The sequence below is a fragment of the Chitinophaga sp. 05T412 genome (assembly GCF_056396465.1).
Genome location: NZ_JBFTLN010000004.1, coordinates 308,758 through 321,756, shown reverse-complemented (window position 1 = coordinate 321,756; position 12,999 = coordinate 308,758). Strand labels below are relative to the sequence as shown.

Genomic DNA, 12,999 nt, shown 5'->3' with positions numbered 1-12,999 from the left:
ATACCTGATTGTTTCATCCTGCTCAATTCTTGTGTGCTGCACAAAAGTAGTACAGGTGGATTTAGAAACAGCAGCACCCAAATTGGTAATTGACGCATCGATTGATTGGGTAAAGGGCACAACAGGCAATGAGCAGAAAATCATACTCTCTACTACTACCGGATATTACAGTACAACATTCCCCACAGTTTCAGGAGCGGATATAGTGGTAACAAATGCGTCAAATACCGTTTTCAGTTTTACAGAAAAGCCCACTACAGGTGAATATATCTGCTCCAATTTTCATCCCGTTATCGGAGAGACCTATACCTTAAAAGTAGTTTTAAATGGAGAGACTTACACCGCAACCGAAACTTGTATAGGGGCACCGAATATAGAGCATAATATTACCCAAAGCAATAATGGCGGATTTGGAGGAGATGAAGTGGAAATCACTTACTACTACCGGGATAATGGCAACGAGGAGAATCATTATCTACAACGTATCCTATCACCTGTATCCACATTTCCGGATTATAAAGCCGAAGATGACAAGAATAGTCAGGGCAACCTGATGCAGGGATCTTTTTCTGACAAAGACCTGAAGGCCGGAGATCCGATAAACATCCGGCTGTATGGAATTTCCAGGAGATATTATGACTACTTCAGAAAATTGCTAGTCGCATCCGGGGCTGGTAGCGGCCCGTTTCAAACTACACCTGGATCGGTGAGAGGAAATATCATCAATCAGACTCATTTCGAAAACTTCGCTTATGGATATTTCAGATTATCGGAAGTGGATGTAAAGGACTATACGATAAAGTAATCTGATCGCTCACCATACAGCTCCACTACTTCTTTACTGTTATCAATAAAATCAACACTGCAAGCAAACTTTGCACAAACAGAAAAGGTTCACTTGCGTGAACCTTTTCATTGGGTTAGTAATCTATGCCCGGAGCAGGAATGGGGGCATGGGATCAAACGTAATCCAGCCCATCCAACAGTACAATCATCTGAAAAATTCCCGCCAAAACAATTGGCTCTTTCGCCTTACGATGTTACTGAAATGTATATCGTACTCCCACCTGCATTTGTACCCGCGAGCCAAAGTAATCCACACTATATGGTTTTCCGGGATCATCAAAAGTGAATACCGGATAGTTGTCTTTATTCTGCTGCGGAGGGAATAGCACCGGCGTCAGCCCCACACTACTGGTCGAATTAAAAGTATTGGGAGAAAAGTATTGAATACCCCAGTTCTTATTAAGCAGGTTGGTCAAATTCATTACGTCTGCGGTGATGGTAATGAAACGGGACTTGCTCTTATTTACAAACAGGTCGTGCGCCACATGCAGATCGGCCTGAATATTCCAGGGTGTGCGGCCCTCATTACGTTCTGTAAACTGTCCTCTCCTGCTGCTGAGGTATTTATTACCATCAATGAAACGGTTAAACGCATCGGCCTGTTGCTCCGCCGTTTTCTCAGCGAGATCTTTAAAGTAATGAACGGCTTCCTCACGCTGCGGTATATATACCAGAGATACCTGTTGTGGCAAACCCTGTATGCTGTTATTGACGATACCATATGTGAAAGGACTGCCCGACTGTGCGCTAAAAAACAGGCTGATATTAGTTCTTCCGGCTGTCCATTCCTGATTATAGCTGATATTGGCAATAATACGATGACGGATGTCAAAATTACTATGTGATAAAGCCGGATTATTCGGTACCAGCGCCTGGTTCAGCTGCCAGTTACTTTCCATGGAGTTACGCACGCCATTGCTAAGATCTTTTGACTCACCATAGGTATAGGAGGCACTGGCTTCCCATTTTGTACCTGCTTTTTTACTCACAGTTCCGGTAAGACTATACCTATAACCCTGATTGGTATTGCTTAGTAAATAGGTATTGGAGAAACGCGGATCTACCGTTCCATTATACACCGGCTGTTTTCTGGCAGTATCATACCCAAACCAATATGGATTATCTTTCGTATTCAGCTGCTGAAAAAGCACATCTTTTATATTGCGCGTGTACATCGCTTCTATCGTGAAACGCCAGTCATTTACCGCTTCATAATCTATCCCTACGCTGGTACGTAATACCTGTGGTAATACAAAGTTATTATCTACCAGATCTACCTGTGTTTTACCGCTGTTACGATTATTGATAACGGCGCCGTTCTGTTCAATGAAACTTCCGATCCCGTTCGGCCCTGGCCGGATCGCATCACTGCCGGGAGCAAAAGGTTTCTGGTCGGCGCGTTGATCAAATGCGCCATAACTATCGCCTGTATTGTAGTAGGCATAAGCGAGCCACGCAAAGGGTATACGGCCGGTAAAGAGCCCGGCACCACCGCGGAGGATCAGGCTCCGGTTACCCAGCACATCATAACGAAAACCTATCCTGGGAGAAACCTGCACCCTATTCAGAAAATTGTTGGTCACCCTGTTCAATGGCGTGTAGGTGTAGGTGGTGCCAAATTTGGCATCCATCAGGATATCTTTTACTTTATCACTGAGCACAGGAGCTGATGGTAAATGTGTGAAGTCGGCACGCAAGCCGGGCGTAACCTGGAGCCGATCGGCCACCTGGATCTCGTCCTGAAAATACGCGCTGTACATATTCACATTGAATTTTGCAGCAGGATGCGACAAGATGTAATCACGCGTGTTATTGATATAATTATAACTACCCCGGACACGCGATGGGTTATTGCGCATAAAATCTTCTATGCTTAAATAATCCACGCGGCCATTCCAGCTATTAACAAATCCATAGCGGATGTTGTATAACTCATTGTGCGTACCGGCCAGGATCTTGTGACGGCCCACCACATAGTTTACATTGGCGGTAAACTCCCACGTCTGTTGGCGCATATTAAAAATACTGGCTTCCCGGTCAGTTCCCAGATAGATTGTTGTACCAGGTGCACGCCCCATGATCTGTACCTGCGGCAGCGAAGGATCACTTAACGGATCTCGTTTGTCGTTGACGATCGTAAATCCAGCTATCACATTTGTTGATAACCTGTTACTGAAGCGGCTTTTGAGCTCTGCTACTGTACTGCTCTGATTATTCGTCTGTTGGAAAGCCATACTGCTGAAACGAAAATCCTGTTGATCACGGTCCATATGGGTAGCTTTGCTCAATATGGTATTGTTGCGGATGGCCAGCTGATGTTTGTCGTTGATATTCCAGTCGACCCTATTAAAAAACTTCTGTGATCTGTTCCAGTTATTATACACATCTGCTGTACCGGCATCAAAGATATCTCCATAGCGGTTTTTCACGGTAGTAGCAATCATCGTTGCATCTTCTTTACTGAGAATATGGGCAGTTTCCGATATTCCTGCAGATAGTTGTGATGGGTCCTGCCGGCTGGTGATTTCTTCATTACTGAAGAAAAACAATTTGTTTTTAATGATCGGAAAACCTACTCTGAACCCCGCCTGGTATTCATGGAAATCGCTGTTCATTTTACCGAGGCTACCAACCCGATCCTTCCCGGTGATGGCGGCATTACGGCCAAATCCATACACGGAGCCAGTAACGTTATTGGTGCCACTGCGGGTGACCGCATTCACGGAGCCACCAGTGAAGTTGCCTATCTTGACATCATACGGAGCCAGATACACTTGCATATCTGCTATTGCATCCAGGGAAATGGCATTGGTGCGGGTGCTGCTGCCGGCCATACCAGAGGTACCTGTTTGCCCTCCTAACGAGGGACTGAAACCAATGGCATCATTATTAACCGCGCCATCTATGGTGACGTTGTTATAACGAAAATTGGTACCCCCGAAACTATTGTCCCGGCTACCCTGAGGCGTAAGCCGGGTGATATCAGTAATACTGCGACTGATCGTAGGCATATTGCGTACCTGCTGGCTGCTGATGTTTTTTCCCGTACCGTAATTATCTGTACGGGACTTCCCATTGCGCGCTGCCACTGTCACCGCATTTAATTGCCGGGCGTTTCCTTTCAGCACGAAGTCGAGCAGCAGACTACCACCCAGGCGGATCACCACATCTTCTCTGGTATCCACTCCCACTCCCATCATGGTGGCTGTCACCGTATAAGGGCCTCCAATGCGGAGATTATTCAAAAAATAACGACCGTCTTTACCAGCCATCACGCCGTATTTTGTACCCGTGGAAACATGCAGCGCCATGATGGTGGCGCCCTCCATAGCAACACCTGCCGTATCTGTTACACGGCCGCTGAGCGAACCACCTGTTTCCTGCGAAAATACATTCAATGGAAACTGTAAGAGCAAGAGTAACCCAAGCGTCCATCTGAACGCAGATCCCGATATTTTCTTCATACCTGTATTGTTACGGTCTGTTTGTTATTAAATGCTATTTCAGGAATATCTTCCGGATAGCCTTATTAGCCTTATCTACCACATAGATATCCCCATCCTTGTCTATTGCCATATCCGACATACCATATCCAAATTTGGCCTGATCAAAAGCACCGTCTGCAAAACCTATGTCTGTCTTGATGACCGTGGTCACTTCTTTCGCTGTCAGATCCGCCTTTCTGATCGCATAACTGATTCCGTCGAGGATGTACAGATTGTTATTATCCGCTATGAGACTGGTAAGGTTGTAATTCAGTAAAGCAGTCGCGAAAGGCCCGTCCAGGTATCCCGGATTGTAGGCATTTCCAATTAATGCCCTGGGATAATAGCCTAACACTGATCCACTGGGAATAAAGCTAACACTGGATTCATACTGATCTTTGCTGATGTAAATATTCCCGGCGTTGTCTATTGCCGGACGGCACTCGTCGAACAATCCTATGCTGGAAATTTTAGTAACCCCATTTACATTATATCTGAAGACGCCTTCATATCCCCTGGTCGTATAGAAATTACCATCAGGGCCAAACGTCAGGCTGACACCTGTGAACTGCGTACTGACAGTAGTGACGGTACCTGTCGGCGTAATTTTGCGCAAGCCGCCATCCATCACATAGACGTTACCGTTATTATCGACTGCCATTCCACGGATATAGTTAAACCTTGCTGCGGTACCTACGCCATCTTTCTGCCCCCCTTCTGTTGCGCTACCGGCAAACGATGTGACATCACCATTCGGCGAAATTTTTTGAACCTGTGTATTACTGGAAACGTATACGTTTTTGTCGCGATCTACGGCGATTCTGGAGATGGTCCAGCTGAAGATATTGCTATTGGGGCCACCTGCCAGCGTCATCACCCCTGCTCTTCTGAATGCTTTCGGCGCAATAGCGGTGGCGCCTTTCATCACAACCTTCAGTTCTCCGGTACTGAATCCTGCCGGAACAGCCAATTGCAGCGTTGTTGGGGTGGCAGCGGTAACAGTTGCGGGTACGCCATTAAAGTAGACCGTATTTTCAGCCGGAACATTACTGAAGCCGGTACCGGTGATAGTTACCAAAGTACCATCCAATCCGCTTTCAGGACTCACCGTTATAATACCCAGCTGCTGGTCTTTAAACTGAGGACCTGCAGTTTCCTGGTCGTTCACCACCACTTTCACAATACCATCACCGGTACCACCAGGTATGATGAGTTTTAACTCTTTTTCGGTAGCTCCTGATAATGGCACCTGCACACCATTGAGGAATACCTGATTTTCTTCTTTCACCTGACTAAAGCCTGCTCCGGTGATCGTCATTTGAGCGCCACGAGGGCCACTGAGCGGAGATACGATATTGATGAGCGGCGGCGCAACAACGGTAAATACGGGGCCGGTTGTTTTTTGATCATTGATAGATACTACCAGTGGGCCTGTTTCCACCCCTTCTGGCGCTACCACCACCAACTTTGATTTACCCGCTTCGATTACCGTTGCTGATTTACCATTAAAGGTCACCACATTACCAGCAGCCAATGCTTCAAAGCCGGTACCGGTGATGGTCACTTTCGTGTTTTTACCGCCTGAACGCGGACGGATACTTTCTATTGCCTGATAAGTAAACTCTTGCCCGCGCGATTCTGCATTGTCTACCTTTACCGTCACTGTCCCGGTACCGGCATCCACCGGCACTTCTGCCACTATCAGGGTATCGCTGGCGGTTATCACAATGGCCTCCTTTCCGTTGATGAACACTGCAGCGGGTTTACCGGTACCACCAAAACCTTCACCGCTGATATTCACCGAAGAACCAGCAGGACCATTCAGCGGTGTTACGCGTTGAACACTCAATGTTTGGTAAGTATATTGCCCAATGGGGAATGAGCGATTCTGAGATTTTAACGTTAAAGGACCGGTAACTCCTTTTCCAGGTGCACGCAACACGATTGCCTTTGCGGTGACACTGATCACTTCGGCGGGCGTTTCAGATACCGTAGCGGAATATTGCCCACGGTCTGTTCCAAAACCTTCTCCTTCAATGGTGATCAGGGTACCTGCTTTTCCGCTGTTGGGATAATAACGCGCCACTTTCACTTCCGGCGCAGCTTCATCGTGTTTCTTTTTACAGCCACCCGCCGCCATCAATAGCAGCATACCTATTAAAACAAACACGGAATATTGTAGTATTTTTTTCATACTCTTAGTATTATACATTCCTACTGCGTAATTTTTAAAACACCATCTATCACCTGTAGTACACCATTGCCGGTCAGGATATCTTTTTTTATCACATTCACACCAGTACTATTTCCTGTTCCGGTCAGCAGGATGGAGCCCAATCTGCCCGGTTCTGCCGGGTCTTCTGTCAACTGAATGCTCACGGTATTACCATCCAGCATCACCTGGCGACTACTATTAGATGGGCCCGTGCTGAGCACATAATCATAAATGAATCGTCTGTTGCGAATGATATGATAATTCACCAGCCTTTTCAATACTTCCGGATTGGTTTCACTTACCTGTTGTACAGAGTTATAACCCATCGCCTTCATCGCTGCATTGGATGGAGCGAACACGGTATAAGGCCCGGAATTATTGATCGTTTCCATCTGCCCGCAAGTGATAAGCGCCTGCGCAAAGAGCGTAATATTCTCTTCTGCCTTTACAGCGCTTCCTAACTGTTCGTGTACATATGGCGACAGCACATGGTTTATTACCTGTATCAGGCCATTGGATGCGGCTATATTTTGCGCCAGCACCCTTGATCCGTTGATGGTAATAACAGTATCTGTACCCTTGATCCAGTGAGTCACGAATAATTTACCACCACGGGAACGTAGTTCCTGATTAAACAGATAGGGCAATTTGTTCAGTTCATATTTTCCTTCCAGCACGTGATAGTTGGCGATACGGGTCATCAGTACCTGATCTGCTGTAAGTATGTTGCCGATGCCGGAAAAACCAGCCGCACTAAATGCGCCGTCCGACGGCGCTAATGCGGTATAAGGGCCGGGTGTCTTCAATGTAATGTCCATACCGCTGCGCCGCAAAGCTGCGCCGAAAGAAGACAGGTTAAAGTTATCTGCCACCACCAGCGTAATCAGGCCGTTATCGATCGTGGCAACGTCCCCATCTTTCTTCGTGCAACCACTCCAGCACAGCACTGCGCCTAACATTACCGGTATCAGTATATTGATCCTTTTCATCATTAATCCAGTTTAAAATCTTTGGGAATAAGCAACCTGTCCACTGCATGAAGAGGGCCCATGAGCGTAGGGATATCCGCTTCTGTTACGGTGGCTGACGGGGCCGCTGATCCTTTTACGTTTATCAGCGTTTTGCCGGAAGCATCCTTGCGGAACTCCAACGGCATGTAATAAGTATCATCCCTGTAGTCAGTTCCATTCGGGTCTTTTAAGATGGATATAAATATCAGACTGGACGTTGCATTGCTCAGGAACGCATTGCTGTAGAACACCGGATAACTGCCACTTCTCGGGTAATCACCGACAGATTCTCTTGGTAAAATCCCCCAATTCAAATGAAAACTCAGCAACGAATCTGTGGCAAACCGTCCTTTCATACTCCAATCCTCATACCGGGGCAGGCCACGACGTTCGTTAAACGCCATCAGATCGGCTACTGTATTAAAACCGGCTGCTTTGAATGCATCATTGGTGGGAAGAAAGATGGTAGTAAACAGTACATTTACATCATCCTCCTGTCCGGTAAACTCGTTTAATCTCAACGCCCATCCATAGAATTGAGAGAAATTTATATTGGAAGGATAACCTGCACCTTCCTCAAAAATTTTGTTGTATAAGGCATCCCGTTGTCGTAACAATTCCAGCAACATCGTGAACCGGTTATCTGCTTCCAGCACTTGTAACAGGGTTTTGTCCGGCTTAGGTACCATCTTGTCCAACAACCATATACAGCCGTCTTTTGCCGGAATGGAAACGCCGCTGCCAACAACGCGGCCATTCACATAGAACTTTCCGTCCGCTGCCTGCAGTTGCTGTTTGAAATAATACACCCATTTTGCATAGGGATTGCGCGTATCCGGATCTGGCATTCCCCGCAGCCCTGGCCGCTTCAGCAAACTCAAGGCAATCAGATTACCCGTCTGGCCAGTCAACGCTGCGGCATTGTACTTCCCACGAAGTGAATAAAACATAAGCAGGCTATCCAGATCTTTCGGGTCCATACTTTGTATCCGACTGGCAGTATAACCTCCTGCGATTAGCGCTTCATCGCTGAGGGCTAAAATGGTACAACCGTTTTTCTGGTCGGCAACAGCAGCGAGGATCGTATCCATATGACTGCGCTGCCATGCCTGGTAAAACAGTTTGGCGGGAGATTGCGCCAACGCTTCTTTCACCGTAATATGAACGGTATCCTGATAAGGTACCTGTTTTCCTTCTGCCGGAGGCATAAACTCTTCCCGGCGGCATCCGGTAGCTAATATCGCCAGGCAACAAACTGTCAACAGTCCACTGCCGGCATCACAGAAAATATCTTTGATCAGGCGATTTAAAATTTTCATTTTTATCTATTTTGTTTGCAACGGCTATTAATCGATGTAGGATATTCTTTTTATCCGATTACTTCTTCGCCTGGTCGGGTCTCACCATTATCGCCGGCAACTGATGCACAATACCATTTTCACAGATATTATCCATCTTCACCCATTGGCTGGAAGGAACGGTCACACTTCCCAGTAATATCGGCTGAAAGCCTCCCGCCGGGGTGCGCGATAGCGACACGGTGTACTCCTCGAAGTAGGCTGTTAATTCAAAGTCGCTGTCATCATTCTTCAACCGGTACTTGTAGCGAGTTTCGGCATTAATGATCCCGAAAACCAGTTTGTCGGAGATAAAATACTGCCGGTCGTACAGGATATAACCACCGAACAGACGTGCCCCCACATAGGCTGCAGGGTCCAGCGCCGCAATGGTTTCCGCTGTGATACCTGCATCTGTAAACGCCTTATTATCCGGTGCAAAAATGGTAAAGCGGCCAGGCTGTGCCAAAGCATCCCACAAGCCAAATTTCTTTAAGCCCGCCACATAAATGCTATAGACTGGTCTGGCTGCGAGCCAGTCCTGTACAGTAACGCCAGGGAAAGGCTTTTGCACTTTTTTCATGGTATGCATCACCCCATTGGACAAGGTGATATCTCTTCTGTCTAACTTGCAACCACCGAAAGTGAAAAAATTCTGCGGATAATTGAACCCCGGCTGGAACATGCCCAGCGAGGCGTACAACTGTTTTCCCGCCAGCGTTTGATACCGTATATCCACACCATTGACCGGTATATCCGATGAAAACAAACGTATCGGCAATATGTGATAGGCCAGCACAAAACGAAGACTGTCTTTATTCATCTGCTGAAAGTCTCCCGGCAGTTGCACACCCAGTTCATTGAAAGCCTGATCAGTAGGCGCCAGTACGGTAAAAGGCCCTTTGCCATTCAGTTCTGCGACTAATCCCGTATACTCAAGCGCTGCATAAAAAAGACTGAAATCATAATTATTCCTGATGAAATCTCCCGCCGGCCGTATGTCCTTATTCGGTTTTGGCACCGTGAGGTCCTCATGCTTACAGGAAAAAAGCAGTGTAGAAAGCAGTAAGAGCACTGTATAAATGTTGGAATATTTCCCTTTCATTTGCTGTGTTTTTAATTATCTGAATGAGCTCAATACACCGGCGCCGGATACTTCCGTTGGATGGTGGTGAGGTACACGGAGCTATTCACTACCTCAATCGTGTTGACGGTGGCGAATGTGCGCGGATTATATTTCCCTGAATGTACATTCACCAACAGGTTAGGTAATATCAAGCCGTTGGCGAGATAGCCCGCGCCTCCTATATCTACTTGTCCATTCAGCAGGCAGTTGATGGCGCCGAAATTTCCGAATGTGAGTTCCCTTCCTGAAACGGCAGTGTTATAGGGATTGCTGGCTACATCCATACCCGGCATGACGAACTCAAACCGTTGCCACATATCGGTGTGGATATGATCCGCATCAGCATCTGCCCATAACGGAAAGCTATAATAGACAGACGGGCGGCTACTTTTCTGATCACGCACCAGCTGTCCCATAAATACATTTTTATAGTTGGTCAGGAAGGGTGCATTCCCAGGATTAGTTTGGGTTTTGAAAAGTGTGTAATAGATGTTCATGCTATCTTTTATACCACTTTGGAATGATTTAAGTGTTGACCGCAATGGCTTAAGGCTTGCATCGGCTTCTACGAAACCTTTGGAGCTGTAGTTGTAGAAGTTGACATAGGTCATAGAATCAGATAAGGATAATTTGTGAAAATTCTCCTGCCGCAGCAACACACCATACTTCTTGGTATTAAAGTCCGTTTCCAGCACATGCAGGGTATACACTTCCCCAGCGGTGAAATCGATAGTGGTATCGAGTAATACATCTCTCTTCAATCTTTCCTCCAGCTGAAAAAACGGGATAGTATTATAGCTGCGGTAGTAAAACATAATCCGAAGCTTCCCGGAGGGAACCTGCGCCCAGCTGCTAAGATCAAATCCATTCAGTATGGGCCCTGCCAGTTCTGTTTCCTTGCCTGGATACTCCGGATTATACACGGAGCTACTGTTACCGATATGGGAAGGATAAGGGGGCGCATATGGCGCGCGTTTATCCAGAAAATCACCTACGATCTCACCTCCTGTTGGTAAGCCGGCAGCATCTATCTTCGGATTGATAATCATGCAAAGCGAAGGATATTTACTGTCTTTGGTATCCATGCTTTGCACATAGTTCAGATCATTGAACACACGGAGGTAGGCGGGCGCATCGAGTTTAGTATATTCTGTTTTCCTGCATCCGGCCACCAGAAGCACCAGGCTGAAGGCCCATAATAACTGTTTATATTTCATTACCTGTTATGTTTAACGATGATCATTTTTGCTTTCTCTGCCGCCGGCACATTGCCTGTGCGACCGATGAGCGCGATGGTAAAAATGCCTGGCTCCTGCGTAGGTACCTCTCGGCCCACTGCTTCATAAAGCGCTCTGCGGGCTACAAAACGATCACTGGTCAGTACGGTTATATCCTTTGCCCATTCACCAGGTACCATGTCAGGGGCAGAGCGGTAAGCCATTATCTCATAAGGCAGCAAGTATAGGCTGCTACCTCTGATATAAGGCTGCTCTGTAACGGGAACGCCTGATTGAAGATTCACTGTCGGGCTTCCGGCGGAGAGGCCATTGCCAAATGTGAAAGTGAGGTAAGGAATATCAGGAGAAAGATTCAGGAAGCGCCTGTCGAACATATAATCATCCCTCACCTGTTTGAACGTAAGCCCACCGTTACTGCCATTATTAACTGTTCCTGAAGCTAATAACTGTCCACTCAGGTCATTGGCCACCAATACTATCTTTGCTTTTCCCTGCGCATCCGGATACAACCACGCCGTATAGTTCTGTCCCGGGCGTAGTATCGCTTCTGTAGCCGCCAACACTGTTCCTCCTGCATTCACCGCTTCTATGCTGGTATTGCCCTGTATATAATTACTGTAAGAAGACACCTCGCCATATGGCAGCTTATTCTTCAATAGCTCGCCGTTCACACGGAACGAAACCGGTTCCGAACCAGGCAATGCATTGAATCCCTGCAAACGGAAATAAGTAGTATTGGGTGACGGGCTTACATCTGTGATGATTCTGAATCCATTTTGTATAGCTCCGCTTCGCTGTTCTTCTGCTGAAGCCAGATAACTAAAACTGTAAGGAGAAATAACGATGGTATAAACCCCGCCTGGCTGATAACTGAATACAGGTGCAAAGGTGAGACCACCAGATACAACGGCACCGCTTCTCACCAAACCAATGGTGGAAGTAGGCGGATCAATCAATCTGTTATCACCAGACAAAGCAGCTGCTCCGGGTATCTGTCTCCCATCTGCTGTCAATACCTTAAACTGGTAAGCGCCATAAGGAATTTCTACATAATCAGATACCCTTTGCGCAACACTGATATTGGTCGTTTTATCAGACACTAAAGCACCATCTGCATAAGCAAGGCTCACAGGTCCTGTCAGATCTTCTAACGGCCCTCTGGGGGAAAATATATCCTCCATGGGTTTCGCACACAGATTGAGAATACGGATCTTAAAATGATCAGGCCGGGAAGGCTGTGCAATACCACGTTCTACAATCACATAATCCGGCTGGCCTTCTGCTACGCGCTGGCCGAGCGGCAGGTAATAATCTTTCGGATGACTGTAATCATCTTTTATGGCCAGCTCAGGTAAGCTCCCGTTGGCCCTGTCAGCATCGAACTTCAACAAAGCAATACCATTCTTGCCGAACAAGTCCTGCGGGATCTGCCAGGTGCTTCCCAGGCGGCCGTCTTCAGGGAAATAGGACGTGCCTGTATACTTGAGCGCGTCCGGGTCATTCGGCGATTTGTACACATAACTGGTTAATTTTTGGCCATTGGCCACTACATCGAGATAACCTCCCATGTTCACGATACGGGTAGCGGATGGCGCGCGGTTAACCGTTGTTGTCCGGTTGTCCGGTATCTGATCCACTTTTTCTTTTTTACATGCGGTGAAGCCGCAAAGTATCAACAGCAAACACGCCGCAATCACGGAGAAGCGCTGCATCATCGGCGGTACCGGAATATTCATCGTCAT

At 47.0% G+C, this 12,999-nt stretch carries 8 protein-coding genes; 1 reads left to right on the top strand and 7 read right to left on the bottom strand.

Features of this window, described 5'->3' with window-relative positions:
• Nucleotides 1-55: 55 nt before the first annotated feature.
• Complete coding sequence (locus AC1DFM_RS11785; RefSeq protein ID WP_477076926.1) at nt 56-805, top strand: DUF4249 family protein; 750 nt, start codon at nt 56-58, stop codon at nt 803-805.
• Between the two features lie 235 nt (nt 806-1,040).
• Here the strand turns inward: AC1DFM_RS11785 and AC1DFM_RS11780 are convergent, their stop codons facing one another.
• The 7 genes from AC1DFM_RS11780 to AC1DFM_RS11750 are packed head-to-tail and all read right to left on the bottom strand — an operon-like array spanning nt 1,041 to nt 12,999.
• Nucleotides 1,041-4,310: a TonB-dependent receptor gene (locus AC1DFM_RS11780; protein ID WP_477076925.1), complete on the bottom strand. Its 3,270-nt coding sequence runs from the start codon at nt 4,308-4,310 to the stop codon at nt 1,041-1,043.
• Nucleotides 4,311-4,344: 34 nt separating this feature from the next.
• On the bottom strand, nt 4,345-6,525 hold the full coding sequence (locus tag AC1DFM_RS11775; RefSeq protein ID WP_477076924.1) for an IPT/TIG domain-containing protein: 2,181 nt from the start codon (nt 6,523-6,525) through the stop codon (nt 4,345-4,347).
• A 20-nt stretch (nt 6,526-6,545) separates the two neighbouring features.
• Complete coding sequence (locus tag AC1DFM_RS11770) at nt 6,546-7,538, bottom strand: fasciclin domain-containing protein (protein WP_477076923.1); 993 nt, start codon at nt 7,536-7,538, stop codon at nt 6,546-6,548.
• Nucleotides 7,538-8,875: a hypothetical protein gene (locus AC1DFM_RS11765; RefSeq protein ID WP_477076922.1), complete on the bottom strand. Its 1,338-nt coding sequence runs from the start codon at nt 8,873-8,875 to the stop codon at nt 7,538-7,540. Before AC1DFM_RS11765 ends, AC1DFM_RS11770 begins: the two co-directional genes overlap by 1 nt.
• 58 nt (nt 8,876-8,933) lie before the next feature.
• Complete coding sequence (locus AC1DFM_RS11760) at nt 8,934-9,998, bottom strand: fasciclin domain-containing protein (RefSeq protein WP_477076921.1); 1,065 nt, start codon at nt 9,996-9,998, stop codon at nt 8,934-8,936.
• Between the two features lie 29 nt (nt 9,999-10,027).
• Complete coding sequence (locus tag AC1DFM_RS11755; protein ID WP_477076920.1) at nt 10,028-11,236, bottom strand: hypothetical protein; 1,209 nt, start codon at nt 11,234-11,236, stop codon at nt 10,028-10,030.
• The gene (locus AC1DFM_RS11750; protein ID WP_477076919.1) at nt 11,236-12,999 is read right to left on the bottom strand and encodes a DUF4397 domain-containing protein; all 1,764 of its coding nucleotides are present in this window, start codon (nt 12,997-12,999) and stop codon (nt 11,236-11,238) included. The genes AC1DFM_RS11755 and AC1DFM_RS11750 overlap by 1 nt, the downstream gene beginning before the upstream one ends.

Bases quoted from the DNA above. Each gene is read 5' to 3' on its own strand.
- AC1DFM_RS11780 (WP_477076925.1), bottom strand. From the start codon at position 4,310: ATGAAGAAAATATCGGGATCTGCGTTCAGATGGACGCTTGGGTTACTC.
- AC1DFM_RS11775 (WP_477076924.1), bottom strand. From the start codon at position 6,525: ATGAAAAAAATACTACAATATTCCGTGTTTGTTTTAATAGGTATGCTG.
- AC1DFM_RS11770 (WP_477076923.1), bottom strand. From the start codon at position 7,538: ATGATGAAAAGGATCAATATACTGATACCGGTAATGTTAGGCGCAGTG.
- AC1DFM_RS11765 (WP_477076922.1), bottom strand. From the start codon at position 8,875: ATGAAAATTTTAAATCGCCTGATCAAAGATATTTTCTGTGATGCCGGC.
- AC1DFM_RS11760 (WP_477076921.1), bottom strand. From the start codon at position 9,998: ATGAAAGGGAAATATTCCAACATTTATACAGTGCTCTTACTGCTTTCT.
- AC1DFM_RS11755 (WP_477076920.1), bottom strand. From the start codon at position 11,236: ATGAAATATAAACAGTTATTATGGGCCTTCAGCCTGGTGCTTCTGGTG.
- AC1DFM_RS11750 (WP_477076919.1), bottom strand. From the start codon at position 12,999: ATGACGATGAATATTCCGGTACCGCCGATGATGCAGCGCTTCTCCGTG.